The sequence below is a fragment of the Paractinoplanes globisporus DSM 43857 genome (genome assembly GCF_000379645.1).
In the GTDB taxonomy this organism is placed as follows: domain Bacteria; phylum Actinomycetota; class Actinomycetes; order Mycobacteriales; family Micromonosporaceae; genus Actinoplanes; species Actinoplanes globisporus.
This window is the reverse complement of record NZ_KB903350.1, coordinates 1-17,349: the sequence shown is the minus strand read 5'-3', so window position 1 is coordinate 17,349 and position 17,349 is coordinate 1. Positions and strand designations below refer to the sequence as shown.

The 17,349-nt window shown below is 70.8% G+C and carries 18 protein-coding genes and 1 rRNA gene; 8 read left to right on the top strand and 11 right to left on the bottom strand.

Annotated elements, in window-relative coordinates; genetic code table 11:
- The first annotated feature begins 2 nt into the window (after positions 1-2).
- Together A3CQ_RS0144535 and A3CQ_RS0144530 are read left to right on the top strand one after the other, a co-directional pair.
- Complete coding sequence (locus tag A3CQ_RS0144535; RefSeq protein ID WP_020517452.1) at positions 3-884, top strand: ABC transporter permease; 882 nt, start codon at positions 3-5, stop codon at positions 882-884.
- Entirely contained in the window at positions 881-1,696 is an 816-nt protein-coding gene (locus A3CQ_RS0144530; protein ID WP_020517451.1) for an ABC transporter permease, read from the top strand. The genes A3CQ_RS0144535 and A3CQ_RS0144530 overlap by 4 nt, the downstream gene beginning before the upstream one ends.
- Here the strand turns inward: A3CQ_RS0144530 and A3CQ_RS0144525 are convergent.
- The gene (locus A3CQ_RS0144525; protein WP_020517450.1) at positions 1,620-3,311 is read right to left on the bottom strand and encodes a hypothetical protein; all 1,692 of its coding nucleotides are present in this window, start codon (positions 3,309-3,311) and stop codon (positions 1,620-1,622) included. The genes A3CQ_RS0144530 and A3CQ_RS0144525 overlap by 77 nt on opposite strands.
- Before the next feature lie 101 nt (positions 3,312-3,412).
- Here A3CQ_RS0144525 and A3CQ_RS56245 point away from each other — a divergent pair, with 101 nt between their 5' ends.
- Both A3CQ_RS56245 and A3CQ_RS56240 read left to right on the top strand, forming a co-directional pair.
- Positions 3,413-4,615, top strand: a complete 1,203-nt coding sequence (locus tag A3CQ_RS56245) for a CHAT domain-containing protein (protein WP_157297106.1) — start codon at positions 3,413-3,415, stop codon at positions 4,613-4,615.
- A gap of 13 nt (positions 4,616-4,628) precedes the next feature.
- Positions 4,629-6,896 carry a hypothetical protein gene (locus A3CQ_RS56240; protein ID WP_020517448.1) on the top strand — a complete coding sequence of 756 codons (2,268 nt, stop codon included), beginning with the start codon at positions 4,629-4,631 and terminating at the stop codon, positions 6,894-6,896.
- Here the strand turns inward: A3CQ_RS56240 and A3CQ_RS56235 are convergent.
- Both A3CQ_RS56235 and A3CQ_RS0144505 read right to left on the bottom strand, forming a co-directional pair.
- On the bottom strand, positions 6,869-7,423 hold the full coding sequence (locus tag A3CQ_RS56235; RefSeq protein ID WP_211216805.1) for a hypothetical protein: 555 nt from the start codon (positions 7,421-7,423) through the stop codon (positions 6,869-6,871). The two genes, A3CQ_RS56240 and A3CQ_RS56235, sit on opposite strands and share 28 nt — an antisense overlap.
- A gap of 55 nt (positions 7,424-7,478) precedes the next feature.
- Positions 7,479-8,087, bottom strand: coding sequence for a DNA-3-methyladenine glycosylase (locus A3CQ_RS0144505; protein ID WP_020517446.1), 609 nt, complete (start codon positions 8,085-8,087; stop codon positions 7,479-7,481).
- 101 nt (positions 8,088-8,188) lie between these two features.
- Between A3CQ_RS0144505 and A3CQ_RS0144500 the strand changes: the two genes are divergently transcribed.
- Positions 8,189-8,719, top strand: coding sequence for a beta/alpha barrel domain-containing protein (locus A3CQ_RS0144500; protein WP_020517445.1), 531 nt, complete (start codon positions 8,189-8,191; stop codon positions 8,717-8,719).
- Here A3CQ_RS0144500 and A3CQ_RS0144495 read toward each other — a convergent pair.
- From A3CQ_RS0144495 to A3CQ_RS0144470, 6 genes are all read right to left on the bottom strand, one after another.
- On the bottom strand, positions 8,685-9,341 hold the full coding sequence (locus tag A3CQ_RS0144495; RefSeq protein ID WP_020517444.1) for an adenylate kinase family protein: 657 nt from the start codon (positions 9,339-9,341) through the stop codon (positions 8,685-8,687). The two genes, A3CQ_RS0144500 and A3CQ_RS0144495, sit on opposite strands and share 35 nt — an antisense overlap.
- Before the next feature lie 13 nt (positions 9,342-9,354).
- Positions 9,355-9,930, bottom strand: a complete 576-nt coding sequence (locus A3CQ_RS0144490) for a hypothetical protein (RefSeq protein ID WP_020517443.1) — start codon at positions 9,928-9,930, stop codon at positions 9,355-9,357.
- A gap of 21 nt (positions 9,931-9,951) precedes the next feature.
- On the bottom strand, positions 9,952-10,410 hold the full coding sequence (locus A3CQ_RS0144485) for a type II toxin-antitoxin system PemK/MazF family toxin (RefSeq protein WP_026206886.1): 459 nt from the start codon (positions 10,408-10,410) through the stop codon (positions 9,952-9,954).
- 20 nt (positions 10,411-10,430) lie between these two features.
- Positions 10,431-11,156, bottom strand: coding sequence for a CAP domain-containing protein (locus A3CQ_RS0144480; RefSeq protein WP_020517441.1), 726 nt, complete (start codon positions 11,154-11,156; stop codon positions 10,431-10,433).
- A 107-nt stretch (positions 11,157-11,263) separates the two neighbouring features.
- On the bottom strand, positions 11,264-11,473 hold the full coding sequence (locus tag A3CQ_RS0144475; protein WP_020517440.1) for a DUF397 domain-containing protein: 210 nt from the start codon (positions 11,471-11,473) through the stop codon (positions 11,264-11,266).
- On the bottom strand, positions 11,466-12,335 hold the full coding sequence (locus A3CQ_RS0144470; RefSeq protein WP_020517439.1) for a helix-turn-helix domain-containing protein: 870 nt from the start codon (positions 12,333-12,335) through the stop codon (positions 11,466-11,468). The genes A3CQ_RS0144475 and A3CQ_RS0144470 overlap by 8 nt, the downstream gene beginning before the upstream one ends.
- A gap of 128 nt (positions 12,336-12,463) precedes the next feature.
- On the opposite strand from A3CQ_RS0144470, the gene A3CQ_RS0144465 reads away from it, so the two are divergent.
- Positions 12,464-13,255: an SAM-dependent methyltransferase gene (locus tag A3CQ_RS0144465; protein ID WP_020517438.1), complete on the top strand. Its 792-nt coding sequence runs from the start codon at positions 12,464-12,466 to the stop codon at positions 13,253-13,255.
- Positions 13,256-13,382: 127 nt separating this feature from the next.
- Here the strand turns inward: A3CQ_RS0144465 and A3CQ_RS63870 are convergent, their stop codons facing one another.
- Together A3CQ_RS63870 and A3CQ_RS0144455 are read right to left on the bottom strand one after the other, a co-directional pair.
- Positions 13,383-14,657 carry a diguanylate cyclase domain-containing protein gene (locus A3CQ_RS63870; RefSeq protein ID WP_020517437.1) on the bottom strand — a complete coding sequence of 425 codons (1,275 nt, stop codon included), beginning with the start codon at positions 14,655-14,657 and terminating at the stop codon, positions 13,383-13,385.
- A 58-nt stretch (positions 14,658-14,715) separates the two neighbouring features.
- Positions 14,716-15,465: a polyphosphate kinase 2 family protein gene (locus A3CQ_RS0144455; RefSeq protein ID WP_020517436.1), complete on the bottom strand. Its 750-nt coding sequence runs from the start codon at positions 15,463-15,465 to the stop codon at positions 14,716-14,718.
- A gap of 60 nt (positions 15,466-15,525) precedes the next feature.
- Here A3CQ_RS0144455 and tyrS point away from each other — a divergent pair, with 60 nt between their 5' ends.
- Positions 15,526-16,782 (top strand): tyrosine--tRNA ligase, encoded by a 1,257-nt coding sequence (tyrS, locus tag A3CQ_RS0144450; protein ID WP_020517435.1) that lies wholly within the window; start codon positions 15,526-15,528, stop codon positions 16,780-16,782.
- A gap of 461 nt (positions 16,783-17,243) precedes the next feature.
- Positions 17,244-17,349 (top strand): 16S ribosomal RNA (locus A3CQ_RS0144445); the annotation flags it as partial.

Below are 17,349 nucleotides of genomic sequence, written 5' to 3'. Positions count from 1 at the left end.
CTTTGACCGTAACCACGAAGGGGGGCGGCCGCCAGGCCGCCTCCTTCCTCCACCGCCACCCCAAGCTGCGCCTCGCGGGCTTGCTCTCGGCCCCGGTGCTGTGGCTCGTCGTCGCCTACCTCGGCGCGCTGGCCGTCCTGCTGATCTCGGCGTTCTGGTCGGTCAACACCTTCACCGGCGACCTCGTCAAGGTGTTCACCGTCGAGAACTTCCGCACGCTGTTCACCGAGCAGGTCTACCGGAACGTCGCGCTGCGCAGCGTCGGGGTGGCGGCCGCGGTGACCGCCATCTGCGTGGTGCTGGCGGTGCCGATGGCGTTCTTCATGGCCAAGGTCGCCTCGCCGAAATATCGGCATTGGCTGGTCATCGCGATTCTCACGCCCTTGTGGGCGAGTTACCTGGTCAAGGCGTACGCCTGGCGGGTGCTCCTGGCCAACGGAGGCCCGGTCGACTGGCTGCTGGGCGGGCCGGGGAACGGGCCGGGCTACGGGCTGTTCGCCGTGATCCTGGTGCTGTCGTACCTGTGGCTGCCGTACATGATCCTGCCGATCTACGCCGGGCTGGAGCGCCTGCCCGACTCGATGCTGGAGGCGTCGGCCGACCTGGGCGCCCGCGCCGGGCGTACGTTCCGGGCCATTGTTCTGCCGATCCTGGTGCCGTCGATCTTCGCCGGGTCGATCTTCACGTTCTCGCTGTCGCTGGGCGACTTCATCACGGTCCAGATCGTCGGCGGCAAGACCCAGCTGATCGGCAACGTCGTCTACGCGAACATCGGCGCCGCCAACAACCTGCCGTTCGCGGCCGCGCTGGCCACCGTCCCGGTCGCCATCATGGTCGTCTACCTGATCGCCGTCCGCCGCTCGGGTGCGCTGGAGGAGCTGTGACGCTGTCGCCCTGGGCCCGCTGGGGCCTGCGCGCCTTCATGTTCCTGGGCCTGGTCTTCATCTACGTGCCGCTGCTGCTGGTGCTGGTCAACTCGTTCAACGGGGACCGCACGTTCGCCTGGCCGCCGCACGACTTCACCACCCGGTGGTGGTCGGCGGCCTGGAACAACTCCGGGGCCCGGGACGCCCTGTGGACGTCGATCAAGGCGGGGCTGGGCGCGACCGCCATCGCCCTGATCCTCGGCACGATGGTGTCCTTCGCCGTGCAGCGCTTCAAGTTCTTCGGGCGCGACACGCTCTCCCTGCTGATCATCCTGCCGATCGCCCTGCCGGGCATCGTCACCGGCATCGCGCTGGACTCGGCCTGGCGTTCGGTGATCGAGCCGCTGGGCCTCGGCAAGGGCCTGTTCTCGGTGATCGTCGGCCACGCGACGTTCTGCGTGGTGGTGGTCTACAACAACGTCCTGGCCCGCCTGCGGCGGACCGGCACCAGTCTCGAGGACGCGTCGGCCGATCTGGGGGCGTCGCCCGGGCAGACCTTCCGGTACGTGACGTTCCCGCTGATCCGGTCGGCGCTGCTGGCCGGTGGACTGCTGGCCTTCGCGCTCTCCTTCGACGAGATCATCGTCACGACGTTCACCGCCGGGCCCGGCATCACGACCCTGCCGATCTGGATCTTCAACAACCTCTTCCGGCCCAACCAGGCGCCGGTGGTCAACGTGGTGGCGGCGATCCTCATCGTGCTGTCGGTGATTCCGGTGTGGTTCGCCCAGCGCCTCGCCGGGCCGGAGACGACGGGGAGCCGGACGTAGCCTCACGTCCGGCGACGCTCGGACGCTCGAACCAGCCGCGGATCGCGTTCATCCGTCCCTCCACGTCGGGCGCGGCGGCGCGCAGGCGGGTCAGGTCGGTGCGCAGATCGAGCTGCTGGGACCAGAGGACCGAGCGGCCGGCCTCGAGCAGTTCGACCGCTTCCTCGGGGTGGCCGGCGTTGAGGGCCAGGGCCACCGCGTCGGTGGCCCGCGGTGCCTCGGCCAAGCGGGACTCGCGGACCGCTCGGCGCAGGCCCGGCCAGGCGGCGGTGGGCAGGAGCTCGATCGCGTGGCGGTAGCCGAGAAGGGCGTTCTCGGCGTCGCCGGTCTCCGCGCAGAGTTCGCTCAGGCGGCGGGCGGCGCGCAGGGCGCTGTGCATCGACAATGCGGGGCCGGGGCGGCGGACCGCGGCCAGCAGGATCTCTCGGGCCTCGGCCTGGCGCGCGCCGTCGTCGGGCCGGGCTTCGTCGGCCGGGCTCGCATTCGCCGCCGGGCGCGTTGTCGCGGTCGGATTGCGCATGAGCAGGTCGGCCAGCTGGACGGCCAGCGCCTCCCGCATCGGGTGGTGGGCGGGGGTGGCCGCGAGCGCCGCGCGGATCGCCCGCTCGCCCTCCGCCGGCGCCGCGGGGTCGGCGGTGACGTCGAACCAGCGGGCGGCCATCAGCCCGGCCCTCTGCAGCAGCATCGGGCGGTTCAGCTCGGTGCCCGCCGCGAGCGCCTCGCCCGCCATCTCCCGCGCGCGCCGCAGATCGTCCCGGTCGCCGGTGGACAGATGCCGGGCCAGGAGGGCCATCGACAGCGTGCTCTGCCGGTACGCGCGGTCCACGTGCTCGGGCGGGCTGTCCCGCAGCGCCTCCTCGGCCGCCTCGACCGCCTCGGTGTGCCGGGCGGGATCGTCGCTCAGCCGCAGCACGAGACTGAGCTCGGTGGCGTAGGCCGCGCGGTTCGGATCCACTCGGGACAGCGTCGCCAGCGCCTCCCGGCCCGCGGAGATCGCCGCGTCCAGGTCCTCGGGGTCGTCGGTGTACTGATAGCGGGAGCCGAGGGCGTCGACGAGCACGCCCAGCCGCATACCGCGATGCAGCGCGGCCGCGATCGGGCCGCGCACCGGTGTCCGGGCATCGTGCAGGGCGCCGAGCAGGTCGTCCAGGCCGGCGGTGAGCTCGTAACGGGCCAGCCGCGCGAGGGCCCGGTTGGTGATCGCCGAGGCCGGGTCGTCGGCGTGCTCGACCGCGTCCGTGGCCGCCGCGATCGCCTCGTCAAGATCGGGCCGCTCGCCGTACAGAACGAAGCGGGCCCGCAGCACCGCCGCGAGATCACCATGGTGGGCGGCCCGCTCCCGTGGGGGAAGTCCGGGCGCGGCGACGGCCTCCCGCAACCGGTCGACCGCGCCGTCGAGATCCGCCGGGTCGGACGTGAGCTCGTACCGCCAAAGCAGGCAGTTGCTGAGCGTCGCCAGATTCAGCGGCCGATCCGGATGGCCGACCGGCAGGCCGGCGGCGGAACGCTCGAGGTGGCCGATCGCCCGGTCGAGGCTCGGCCGGTGGTGAAGCAGCCGGAACCGCGCCACCCGGACCGTGCCGAGCAGCGAGTAGAACTGGCCGATCGCGCTCATCGTCGCCTCCCGTTACCGCAGGATGCCCGCGACCTAGCCGGACGGGTTCAGTTTTTTGGGCGGTGTCTGCCGGTGGCCGTCTCCGCTTTGATGGGGCGATGATGCCGGACCGGGTAGCCCAGGACGTCGACAGCCGGATGGCGCTCGCCCGGGAGTGGGATGAACTCGTCGCCCAGGTGCGCGACCTGCCGGGATTCGAGGACTTTCTCCGCCCGCCGCGGCTGTCGTCGCTGTTGCCGGCCGCGACCGGCGGCCCGGTGGTGATCCTCAACGTCAGCCAATGGCGATGCGACGCCCTCGTCGTGACCAGCTCCGGCGTGCAGGTCGTCGAGCTGCCCGACCTCGACCAGAACGACGTGGCCGCCCAGACCCGGGCCTATCTGGACGCGGTCGAGGCGCGGCAGGACGAGACGGAGCGCGGCGTCGACTCCGATGCCGTCGAGGGTGCGCTCGAGCGCTGCCTGCGGTGGATGTGGGACGCGTTCGCGGCCAGGATCCTCGACCGTCTCGGCTACACCGCGACGCCGGCCGGCGACGCCTGGCCCCGGGTCTGGTGGTGCCCGACCGGCGCACTGACGCTGCTGCCGATCCACGCCGCCGGCGACCATCGGACGCCAGGGGAGGCGGTGCTCGACCGGGTGATCTCGTCCTACACGCCGACGCTCCGCGCGCTGGTCGAGGCCCGTGCCGCCACCGGATCACGTCCGGCCGGCTCGGACCGGATGCTCTTCGTCGGCGTTCCGGAGACACCGGGCCAGGCGACGCTGCCCAGCGTGCTGACCGAGGAGAAGCTCGTCACCGGGCTCTTCGGCGACCGCTGCACCCCGCTGATCGGAAAGCAGGCCAAGCGCGAAACCGTCCTGGCCGGACTGCTCACCCACGGCTGGGTGCATTTCGCCTCCCACGCCGAGCAGAACCTGGACGATCCCTCGCACGGCGGAGTCCTCGTGGCGGACGGCGTGCTGACCGTCACCGACCTCAGCGCGCAGCAGTACCACGGCGACTTCGCGTACTTGTCCGGCTGCAAGACGGCGGTCGGCGGGACCGACCTCCCCGACGAGGCGATCACCCTCGCGGCCGCCCTGCACTACACCGGCTACCGGCACGTCATCGCCACCCTGTGGTCGGTCCACGACAAGCAGGCCGCCGAGGTTGCCCGCGAGGTCTACCAGGCCATCACCCGCGACGGGGTGCTGCACGCCGACGACGCGGCCGAGGCGCTGCACCACGCCGTACGCAAGCTGCGCGCCAGACGCCGAGAGTGGCCGAGCATGTGGACCCCGTTCGCGCACACGGGGCCGTGACCACGCTCTCGCCATGAAGGCCGCGGACCTCACCAACCTTTCGATCGCCCTGCGCGACCGCTTCCGGCGCGAGGGAAACCCACACGACCTCACCGAGGCCGTCGCGGCGGCTCGCAAGGCGCTGGACCTGACGCCTGACGACGACCCGAACCGTGTGGGGCGTCAGTCCAACCTCGGCCTCGCCCTCCGTGACCGGTTCGCCGAGGCCGGTGACCCGGCCGACCTGGCCGAGGCGATCGCCCTGTGGGAGAGCGCCCTCGCGTCACTGAGCACGGACGACCGACGGCGATCCGGCGTCCTCTCGAACCTCGGCAGCGGGCTCACGCTGCGGTTCCGGCACACCGGCGAGCGTTCCGACCTGGACGCCGCGGTCGACGCGGGCCGGCGCGCGATCGCCGCCACCGAACCGTCGGATCCCCGCGCCGCCGGGCGCCGGTCGTTGCTGGCCATGGCCCTGCGCCACCGGTTCCAGCATTTCCTCGACCCGGCCGACCTGGCCGAGGCGATCGGCCTGCACCGGGCGGCCGACACCGGCGACCCCGCGCTGTACTGGCTGAACCTCAGCACCGCGCTGCGGACCTCGTACGAGCACGGCGGCGACACCGAAGCGCTCGCAGAAGCGGAGACGACCGGCCGGACCGCCGTCGCCGCCGCCACGACGGACGACAGCCTGCACCGGGCCGGCCTGAGCAACCTCAGCGCCATCCTGTTCCTGCTGTTCGAACGGTTCGGGACGCCGAATGCGTTGACCGAGGCCATCGACATCGGGCGGGAGGTCTGCGCGGCCACCGGCCCGGCCGACTCGGCGTGGCGGGAACGCCGATCGGCACTCGGCATGGCGCTGCTGACAGCCTACGAGCGCACGGGCGACGAGGCGACCCTGGCCGAGGCGGTGGCGACGTGCCTCGAGGCCGTCCGCGCGACGGAACCCGGGTATGCGGCGGGCCCCCAGCAGCGGTCGAATCTCGCCCTCGCCCTGCTCGGCCGGTTCGAGCGGTTCGGCCGGGGCGAGGACGTCGACGAGGCCATCACGCGGTGGCGGGAGGCGGTGGCCGCCGCGCCCCGACCCGACGACCGGGCGCTCTACCAGGCGAATCTGGCGCTCGGCCTCCAGACCCGGTTCGAGCGGTTCGGCCGCGGCGAGGACGTCGACGAGGCGGTCACGCTGGGCCGGGCGGCCGTCGACGGCACCCCGGAGGGGCACTCGCAGCGAACCGCCCGCCTGGCGAATCTCGGTCTGGGCCTGTGGACCCGGTTCTCGGTCACCGACGAGGTGGCCGACCTGCTCCAGGCGATCGACGTGATGCGGGCGACCATCACAGTCGCCGCGCCGGATCAGCCAAGTCGCGGGCTGTACCTGTCCAACCTCGGCTTCGCCCTCCGGGAGCTGGCGGGCCGGACCGGCCGGCCGTCCGATCTGGAGGAGGCCGTCGACATCGGCCGTCAGGCGATCGAGGCGACACTCCCGGACGACCCGGACCGGCCGGGCCGGATCTCCAACCTGTCTCTCAGCCGCCTCGACCGGTACCTGCGGCACGGCGACCGGCGGGATCTGGACGCCGCCGTCGCCGGTTGGCGGGAGGCGCTGGCCGCCCTTCCGGCCGACCACACCCGGCGCGCCGGGATGATGTCGAACCTCGGAAACGGCCTGCGCGAACGGTTCGAGCGAGACCGCCGGCCGGGCGACCTGGACGAGGCCGTGGAACTGACCCGCGCCGCGATCGACGCCACCGACGTGCGGGATCCGTCCGCCGCGTCGTACCGGGTCAATCTCGGGCGGAGGTTGGAACTGCGGCACCGGGAGACCGGTGATCCGATGGACCTGGCGGAGGCCGTCGCCGCGTGGCGGGAGGCGGCGGCCTCGGCCGCGGCGCCGGCCGGGGTGCGCATCCACGCCGCGCGCGACTGGGGCGAGAGCACGGCTCGCGCCGGCGACCTGCATGGCGCGCTCGCCGGGTACGCCGCGGCGGTCGATCTGCTACCGCTGGCCGTCTGGCGTGGCATCGGCCGCGACAGCCGGGAGCTCGTGCTGGCGGGCTGGGCGGCGATTCCGCCGGACGCCGCCGCGATCGCGCTGGCGACCGGGGCCAGAGACCGCTCGCTGGAACTGCTCGAAGCGGGCCGCGGCCTGCTGTGGTCGCAACTGCTCGACCTGCGGACCGACCTCACGCGGCTGCGTGCCGAGCGGCCCGAGGTGGCTCGCCGCCTCGAATCGATCCGCACCCTGCTGGACGGCCCGGCCGCCGGCGAACGTCAGGCCAGAGGCATTCCGGCGGACTGAGTGTGGGTGGGCTCCGGCGCGGCGTGGTGGGTCAGCACCGCGCCGGTCATGAAGGTGCCGCCGATGGCCAGGGCGCCCAGCACGCCGAGCGAGATCTGCTGTTCGTGGTCAAGTTGGCGCTCGTAGTCGGCCTGGGTGATGACCGTGACGCGGCCGTTGTCGGACAGGACGTACTGGCCGTCGCGCATCTCGGCGTTGCCGTCCAGGCCGGCGAAGGCCACCACGACCGCCAGCCAGAAGGCGAAGAAGATGACGCCGGCCAGCATCGACGCCCAGTGCGGGACGTGCGGCGGTACCCACGAGGTGAGGCTCCAGCGGGTACGCGGCCGGGTCGTGCGGTAGTACCAGCGGTTGCCGATGATTCCGGCTGTCACGGCGGGCACGGCAAGCACGGCGGCCACGCCCACCGCCACCGGTGACGGCAGCAGCCGTACGCCCGCCAGCAGGCCGCCGATGAGCACCGCGGACCAGACCATGCCGGCCGAGGACAAGGCGCTGCAGACGACCAGCCAACGATGCGGGATCACGGTTGTGGACGCTATTCGGATACCGCCGGAGAGCGCAGCCAAACGGTGCCGGTGATCAGGCCCGGACGCGTGGCGTGTGCCGGCGGTACGTGCTCACAGTGGGGTCGCCGGCGATCCAGAAGCGCCACGGGACGTCGAGGGCCGAGGTGACGCCCACCCGCGGACCGGCCGCGATCGAGCCGGCCGGCGACGAACCGGGGGTCAGTGTGGCGGGGCCGGTGCCGTCGATCACCGAGGTGTCGTTGGCCGCGCGGTTCAGGGCCAGGACCTGCATCAGCTTGGCCGGACCGGCGGCCAGGCCGCTGTCCTTGCGGGCGGCCGGCCGTCGCTGCCGCGCCGTCTCGAGGCCGGCGACGACCTCCCCGGCCCGCAGCAGGACCGCGGCGGCGCGCCCGGGCTCGCCGCAGACCACGTTCGCGCAGAAGTGCATGCCGTAGATCTGGTAGACGTACAGGCGTCCGGCCGGGCCGAACATGACCTCGTTGCGGGCGGTCGGGCCGCGATGGGCGTGGCTGGCGGGGTCCTCACCGAGGCCGCTGTAGGCCTCGACCTCGGTCAGGCGCACGGTCACGCCGTTGGCGGTGAGATGCCATCCGAGCAGCTCACGGGCGGCCTCGTCGACGGCCGTCGCGGGCAGGTGCAGCCAGGGGTAGTCCGGGTTCACGGCGTCCAGCCAAGCACACACCCGGAAGAGCTTGTTTCGCGACAATCATTATCGGGCAAACATCCAGCATGGGACGATTTTTCCCCATAAGGGGGTGCTTGATGCGACCCGATCCTGATCTTCTGCAGCGGTGGGTCCTCGACGAGGCAGTGCCGCCGGCAAAGGTGGGACCGCTGCTCGGGCTCAGCCGGGCGGCCGGCTACTCCTGGCTCCGGCGGTACGGCATCACGGCGCCGGGGCCCCTGGTCGAGCAGCGGCAGCTGGTCGCCCTGTGGCGGGCGGGGATGGTCGCGGCCCGGCTGGCCACCGAGCTCGGCCTGCCGCCGGACGCCATCCGGGAGCGCCTGGTCACCGCGTCGGTGCTGCGGCCCAGCCGCAGCTACTTCGTGGTCGGGTCGCCGGACGATCCGCTGCCGGAGCACCTGCTGCGCGACTGGTACGTCCGGGAGGGGTTCTCGGTGGCGCAGATCGCGGAGCTCACCGGCACCACCGCGCGCCAGGTGCGGTACCGGCTGGCCCGCTACCACCTGTCGCCGGGGCGGCCGGGCCCGGCCCCGCGGGTGCGGCGCAGCCTCACGAACGCGGCGCCGGAGCGGCTCAGTCCCGCTTGGGCTGGTAGGGCGGGAGGTTGAGCGCGGCACGGATCTTCGCCTGGACCTCGTCGGCCGGTGGGCGGGCGTCGATGTCGTGCACGAACTCCTTGCGGCGGAAGAGCTCCAGGACCGGCCGGGTCTTCTCGTTGTAGTCGCGCAGCCGGGCATCGAGGGCCTCGGGGGTGTCATCGGCGCGGGTGATCAGCTCGTGGCCGCAGATGTCGCAGCGGCCCTCGACCTCGGGACGGTCGGCGATCAGGTTGTAGTCCATGCCGCAGTTGGGGCAGAGGCGGCGGCTGAGCACCCGCCGGCGCACCTCGTCCTCGGGAAGCTCCAGATGGATGACGCCGTCGATGTCGTAGCTCTCCATGAAGAACTCGGCCTGCCGGCCGTTGCGGGGAAAGCCGTCGATCACGAAGCCGAAGTTCCAGTCGTGCTGGTCGAGCCGCTCGCGGACCACCTTCTCCACCATGTCGTCACCGACCAGGTCGCCGGCGTTCATGATGCGGCGGACCTGGGCGCCCAGTTTGGTGTGGCTCTGCACGTGCCAGCGGAAGATGTCGCCCACGGCGATGTGGACCAGGTCGAGGTCGTCGCAGAGCAGCTCGCTCTGGGTGCCCTTGCCGCTGCCCTGGACGCCCATGATCACGTACTTGCGCATCGGTTGGCCTCTTTCAGTCGGTCGCGCCGAGCCGCAATGGACCGGGCGCCGGCCGCCCGGTCAACGTCGTCGGGTCAATGCTCCAGGCATCGGCGACCCTGAGCACGTCCTTTTCACCCACCAGAACGGTGGCGTCCTCGTCGAGCTCGGCGGGCAGCCCGATCTCCCGCTCGGCCGGGCCGGGCTCGCCGTGCCAGGAGGTCACCTCGCCGCTCTGCCCGACGTAGCCGAACGTGCGGACCGGCTCGCCCTTCACGGCGCGCTGCCAGCGGTGCAGCTCGGTCACCCGGTGCGTCGCGAAGAACTGCACCTCGGTGCCGAGCGTCGCGGAGAGCTCGACGACATCGACGCCCGTGGCCAGGAACCGGCGCCCGGTCGCCAGGATCCACCCGATGTCGCGCGCGCCGGGCAGCGGCGGGGTCACCGCCACCCGGTCGTCGGTCAGGTGCGCCAGGTCGATGCCCTCCCGCCACGGCACCGGCCCGAGATCGCGCAGACCGAGCGCCTCGATCACCGCGACCGGGTCGTCCCCGGCCACCGCCAGCCACGCCTGCTTGCCGCCGAAGCCCACCATGACGCCGTCACTCATGGCACAAAACTATCCGGCCGATCATTCCCAGCCGTAGTCCCGGCGCAGCTTGGCGGCGACCTCGTCGAACCGCGGGCGGTCGAGGATCGCGCCCTCGCGCCGGATGCCGTGGCCGTCGATGTCGAGCACCCGGTCGAGACGGATCCAGCTCGGGCGGCCGTCGCGATCCCACGGTCCGGGGCCCAGGGCCAACCAGTTGCGCTGCCCGTCGCGCTCGCTCTTGCTGGAGAGCATGAGGCCGTAGACGTCGGCGCCGTGGCGGCCGACCACCAGAACGGGACGGTCCTTGCCCTGGCTGGGGTCGTCCTCGTAGGGAACCCAGGTCCAGACGATCTCGCCGGGGTCGGCGTCGCCGTCGAGGTTGGGGGCGTACTCGAGGTGGCGGCCGCTGCGGGGCCTGGGCAAATGCTGAGGAGGGCGAGGGCGCGCCGGGGCGGGGCGTCTCAACTTGCCGAAGAGGGAACTCAGAATCTTGGCCACCGCAGCACTCTAGGGCAGGCCTAATTGACGAAGTCCTGGGTCATCCACGTGATGCCCTTGGAATCGCGGACGATGCTCAGGCCGATGCGCTTGAAGCCGGTGTTCAGCAGGTTCTTGCGGTGGCCGTCGTTCGGGGGCTTCTCGGCGAGCATGCTGTCGGTCAGACCATTGGCGGCTCTGATGATTGCCGCCTCGCTGGAACCGCTCGAGCCGAAGCCGATGTTCTCGCCCGCCGAGCTCCAGTTGACGCCCTGAGCGCTGAAGCGGTCGCCGAGACCCTTCTCGCCGGGGCACTCGTGCTCCAACCCGCAGCCGTTGATCATCAGCTGGGTGTGCAGGGCGGAGGCCTTCGAGAGCTTTGTGTCCAGGGTCAGCGCGGCCAGGCCCTCGTCGGCGCGGGCGGCGTTGATGTGCTGGAGGACCGCGTCCAGCACGTTGTCGCCGGTCGAGGGGACGGGGGCGGTCGTCTTCGTCTTCTTCGGAGCGGTCGTCGTCTTGCGAGGCTTGGGAGAGGTTGTCGTCTTCTTGGGGGTGGGAGTGGCGCTGGGGGTGGGCGCTTCCGTGATCGACGGGGAGGGCGTGGTGGCTTCCTCCGACGGCAGCTCCGAGGCGACCGCCGCCGCCGGAGTCGGTTCCGCCTCCGCGTGCCGGCTCAGGCCGATGACCGTGAATCCGGTGCCGATCACCACGGCGGTCGCCCCGGCCACCAGCGTGTAACGGAGACGGGCGGCGGTGGGCAGCGACACGGGGGCACCTTCGGTAGCGGGCAGGGGACAGCGCCCGTTCACTATGGGTGCACCTTCGATGCCGTGCCCGCGAGCTAAAGAGCCCTTAAGACAACGATCACGGACTTCTAATGAAGACGGTCGAACTCTCCGTCGCGCACGCCGTCGAGAAAGGCCTGCCATTCGACGTGGCTGAAGGTCAGCGCGCCGCCGTCGCGGTCCTTGGTATCTCGTACGGCCACGACCTCCGGAAGGTTCACGGCGACCTCGACGCAGTCGCCGCCGTTGCCGCCGCTGCGGGTGCTCTTGTGCCAGACGGCACCGGACAGGTCACTCATCGCTCTCCTTGATGATCGCGTGAATGAGATCGTCCGACTCGCTCTGGCCGAGGGCGGTCGCTTCGAGTTCGATCCAGATCGATTCGTACGTCTCCACCTCCGCGAGTTTATCGAGGTAGAGCGCTCCGGTGAGGTTCTCGCAGTAGATGGTTGTCGGTTCGGGCGACGCGGCGCCGACCGCTGGGAAATCGAGGATGGTGAATTGTCCGGAACTCGCGGCGCGGTGCGGGCCGGCCGAGAACGGGATCACCCGGACGCAGACGTTCGGACGGGTCGAAACATTGACCAGATGGGCGAGTTGTTTGCGCATACCGAGCCGGTCGGGGATGGAGCGGCGGAGCACACCCTCGTCGACCATCACGTCGAGCATCGGCGCCGACGGCCGGGTCAGAAGGGACTGACGTTCCATCCGTACGGCCACCGCGTTGCGCACGGCCGCCTCGTCGTTCCCGGTCCAGGCGCGGAAGACCCAGTCGGCGTACTCGCGGCTCTGCAGCAGGCCCGGAATCACGCTGGGCGAGAACGAGCGCAACCGGCTGGCGGCCTGCTCCATCCCGACGTACAGCTCGAACCAGCCCGGGACGACGTCGCCGTAGGCGTGCCACCACCCCCTCGCCTTCGACGCCTGCGCGAGCCCGATCAGCACCTCGGTCATCTGCGGCGTGGCCCGGTAGACGCCGCACATGGCGATCACGTCGTGCTTGCGCACCGGGACCTCGCCGTTCTCGATCCGGTACATCCGGGCGCGGGAGAACTCGAGCTCCTCGGCCGCGGCCATCAGCGTGATGCCGGCCTGCTCGCGGAGCTGCCGCATGAGCCGGCCCACCTGGCGGCGGGGAACGGTCGACCCGGAGTCCGACATGCGCGCTCCTTTTGAGAATTCCTGTGCGAGATTCCCAGTGGGACACAGAGTAGGCGCTTGATCGCTCTTCGTGAATGCCAAAAACGTCATGATCCTCAAGGGCCGCGTCTCCCCTAGAATCGGCGGCCATGAGCGACAGGTTCGACACCGGCGTGGCCCACCCCGCCCGGCGCTACAACTACTGGCTCGGCGGCAAGGACAACTTCGCGGCCGACCGGGAGTCCGGGGACCTGCTCGCGAAGTCGTACCCCGCGGCCCGCATCGCCGCCCGGGCCAATCGCGCCTTCCTCCAGCGGGCCGTGCGCTACGTGGCCGGCGAGGCCGGAATCCGCCAGTTCCTCGACATCGGCACCGGCCTGCCGACGGCCGACAACACCCATGAGGTGGCCCAGCGGGTGGCCCCCACCGCCCGCATCGTCTACGTCGACAACGACCCGATGGTGATGGCGCACGCGCGGGCGCTTCTGACCAGCACCCCCGACGGCGAGACCCGCTACCTCGAGGAAGACCTCCGCAACCCGGCGAAAATCCTGGCCGAGGCGGAAATTCTCGACTTCTCGAAACCGGTCGGCCTGATCCTGGTCGCGGTCGTCCATTTCCTGCCCGCCCAGGAGGAAGCGGTTTCCATCGTGCAAACGCTGCTCGAGGCGCTTCCCTCCGGCAGCCATCTCGTGATGTCGTGCGCGACCACCGATTTCCTCACGCCCGAGCTCAAGGCCAATTGGGACGAGTCCCTGCGAACCGGCCGCTCCGACGTCCACCCCCGCACCCGAGCCGAGTTCGCAGAATTCTTCACCGGCCTCGAAATGGTTTCCCCCGGCGCGGTCGCGATCGGCGAATGGCGCCCCGACCCCGAGGCCGAGGAACACGCTTCGCCCCTCGAGGCGTCCCTCTTCGGCGCCGTCGGCCGCAAGCTTTAATCCCGATATCGTACGAGGCTCACCACGCCCCAACCGCAGAAAAGACGGTCCTTGCCTGGCGCTTTCCGGGCCGTCCCAATCCGGGCCGTCGTCCGCCGCCGGGCTGTCCCGGTGGGTCGCCCCGGGCCTAACGGCCCGACAGGCGGGCGTGCTTCTGGAGATACATCGCGGCGTCCGCCTCGGCCAGCACGTCGTCGGGAGAGAGGCCCGGCCCGCCGAGAGCGAACCCGACGCTGGCGCCGACCCGCACGGGCCCGGTGGCCAGCGGAATCTCCCAGGCCAGGGCCTGATGGACGGCGGCGGCCACCGCCTCCGCCCGCTCCCGGCCGGACGCCGGCAGCAGGGCCGCGAACTCGTCGCCACCGAGCCGCGCGACCGTGGCGTCCGCGCCGCACACGTGCCGCAGCCGCTCGGCGATCCGGCACAGCAGGTCGTCGCCGGCCAGGTGCCCGTACGTGTCGTTGATGGCCTTGAATCCGTCCAGGTCCACGAGCAGCACCGCGTACGGCCCGTCCGCCGCCACCGCGAACCGCCGCCACAGCAGCGCCCGGTTGGGCAGCCCGGTCAGTGGGTCGTGGAACGCCGCGTGCTCGAGCTTCTCCTCGTAGCCGCGCTGCGCGGTCACGTCGAGCAGCGCCACGATCGTCCCGTGCGCGGCCGGCACGGTCTCGGCGACGACCTGCGCCACCTTGCCGTCGCCCCGAACGAGCCGCAGCTCCAGGCCGGACTCCCCGGCCGCCAGCCTCGGCAGGTCCACGGGGGTGCCGTCGGCCCGGGTCGCGCGCAGCTCGTCGAGGGGGCCGGTCAACGCCGACGCGGCCGGGTTCGCGAGCACCACGCCGCCGGACGCGTCGGCCGCCAGCACCGGGAACGGCAGCCGGGTCAGCACGTCGTCGATCATCTGCGTGTGCCGGCGCTGCTCCTCGCGAAGGCGCAGCAGCAACGTCCGCATGCCGTAGACGACCAGCGACACCAGAGGCATGCCGAAGAAGACGCCGATGACCAGCGGAATGCCGGCGATCAGCGAGCCGGCCAGGCACACCACGATGTACCCGGCGATCATCGGGATCAGCCGGCGCAGGCTGCCGGTCGCGGCCCGGAACAGCAGCAGGAAGTAGACCGGGCCGAGCACCGGGTCGCTCTGCCCGAGCTTGACCAGCATCGCGCCGACCGCGATCAGCTCCAGCAGGTCGACCGGGAACGGGACGAGCCGCCCGCGGACGAACTCGTCGGCCCGCAGCAGCAGGAGCGCGGCCAGCACGCCGACGACGACCACCATCACGTCCCAGCCCGCGTGGGACGTGGCGGCCTGCACGAGCGCGAGCGCGCTCACGCACAGCATGGACACCAGGAACAGCAGGCGCAGCGAGCGAAGGGGGTCGCGGCGGATCAGGGCGGTCACCCTGCCAACGGTGATCTCCGCGAGGGGAAGGAACGGTATCGGCGGGGGAGCAGGCCGGTTAGATCTGGTGCCCGCGCTTGGTCAGCTCCTCCTCGATCGCGTCGCACACCGCCTCGACCACCGCCAACCGCGCGTAGTGCTTGTCGTCGCCCGGGATCACCCGCCAGCGCGCCCAGGTCGGGTCGCAGCGCTCCAGCATCTCCTCGACCGCGGCCTCGTACAGCGGGCGCTTCTCCCGGTTGCGCCAGTCCTCGTCGGTGAGCTTCCAGGTACGCAGCGGGTCCTGCGCGCGGTCCTCGAAGCGGCGCAGCTGCTCCTCCGGGGAGACGTGCATCCAGAACTTGACCATGATCATGCCCTCGGCGACCAGGGTCCGTTCGAACTCGACGATCTCGTTGTACGCCCGCTTCCACTGCTCCTCGGTCGCGAAGCCCTCGACCCGCTCGACCAGCACCCGGCCGTACCAGGAGCGGTCGAACACCGACATGCCGCCCCAGCCCGGCAGCTTCGGCCAGAAGCGCCACAGGAAGTGGTGCCGCTTCTCGTCGTACGTGGGCGCCGCGAACTGCGAGACCCGCACGTGCCGGGGGTCGATCGGCGCGACCAGGCGCTTGATCGCCCCGCCCTTGCCGGACGCGTCCCAGCCCTCGAAGACACAGGTGAGCGGCGGCCCGATGCGCTTCTCGCCGATCTGGCCGCCGAGAATGAGGCGCAGCCGGAGCAGGCGCTTCTGCGCCTCGTCGAGGCGGGCCTCGGCCTTCTTCTTCGAGATGTCGATCGGCGCGGTGGCGCTACCCAGGCGACTCATCCGTACAGCATGGCTAAACCCGGTGTGATGCGCACCGGCGGGTGCGGGAGAATCGCCGGTGTGACTCTCGTAGACGACCTGCAGTGGCGTGGGCTGATCCAGGACTCGACTCATCTTGAGGAGCTGCGGCAGCGGCTGGACGGGCCGGGCATCACCTTCTATGTGGGCTTCGACCCCACCGCCGCCTCCCTGCACGTCGGCCACCTCATGCAGGTGATGACCGCCCGCCGGCTCCAGCAGGGCGGGCACAAGCCGCTGTTGCTCGTCGGCGGCGCCACCGGCCAGATCGGCGACCCGCGCGAGTCCAGCGAGCGCTCGTTGAACCCGCCGGAGGTGATCGCCGGCTGGGTCGCGCGCATCCGCGAGCAGCTGGCCCCGTTCGTCACCTACGAGGGCGCGAACGGCGCCGAGCTGGTCAACAACCTCGACTGGACCGGCCCGACCTCGGTGATCGAGTTCCTGCGGGACGTCGGCAAGCACTTCCCGGTCAACAAGATGCTGGCCCGCGACGTGGTGCGCAACCGCCTCGAGACCGGCATCAGCTTCACCGAGTTCAGCTACCAGCTGCTGCAGGCGAACGACTTCTACCAGCTGCACGTGCGGCACGGCTGCGAGCTGCAGTACGGCGGCTCCGACCAGTGGGGGAACATCACGGCCGGCGTCGACTTCGTGCGCCGTCGCGGCGCCGGGCCGGTGCACGCGTTCACCACTCCGCTCGTGCTCAAGGCCGACGGCACGAAATTCGGCAAGAGCGAGGGCGGCGCGGTCTGGCTCGACCCCGCCATGACCTCCCCGTACGCGTTCTACCAGTTCTGGATCAACGCGGACGACCGCGACGTCAACCAGTACCTCCGCTACTTCAGCTTCAAGACCCGCGAGGAGCTCGAGGAGCTGGAAAAGGCGACGGCCGACCGCCCACAGGCCCGGTTGGCGCAGCGCGCGCTGGCCGAGGAGATCACGACGCTGGTGCACGGCGCCGAGGAGTCCGCCCAGGCGGTCACGGCGAGCCAGGCTCTTTTCGGACGAGGTTCGCTGGACTCACTCTCCGCGGCCACGTTGCGCTCCGCGTTGGGTGAGACAGGTCTCTTGCCCGTACGAGGTGAGCTCCCGTCCGTGGCGACGCTGCTCAAGGAGACCGGTCTCGTGGCGAGTGCCAACGAGGCCCGGCGGACGATCGCCGAGGGCGGCGCGTACCTGAACAACGAGCGCATCACCGACGGGGAGGCGGTGCCGCCGGCGTCCGCTCTGCTGCACGGCCGATTCCTCGTGCTGCGCCGCGGCAAGAAGTCCTTCGCCGGCGTCGAATACTCGGCCTGACCTGGGCTTTCTCAAGGTCGTTCCGCATTCGGCCCGCTGTGACCCGGCTCGCAGCGGGCCGATTTGGCAGCCGGGTGCGGGCCACTGTACTGTTTACGAGCCGCCAGGGAGACGGGCGAGCGACGCGGAGGCTTTCGGGCCGCCGGGCCGGCCGTTCTGGGGCAACCCCCACGAAATCGTTCGGCGGATCATCATGTATGGTTCGCGGCGTTGTTTCGCGGGGACTCGAGCTTTTTGGCTGCGCATTTCCGGGAGATTTACCGGATTTGACGAAGCGGTAAAGCGAGAGTAAAGTTAAACGAGTGCCCCGAGGGCGGTTTTGCTTCGGGTGTGGTTGTTCTTTGAGAACTCAACAGGGTGCTTGTAAAGCCAGTGCCAATTGTTTTATACCCTGGCCGGTTTGTTCCGGCTTGGATTCCTTTGGCAACATTTGTTTGTTGCCGGGACAGTTTTCCAAGTTTTTGTTGGAGAGTTTGATCCTGGCTCAGGACGAACGCTGGCGGCGTGCTTAACACATGCAAGTCGAGCGGAAAGGCCCTTTCGGGGGTACTCGAGCGGCGAACGGGT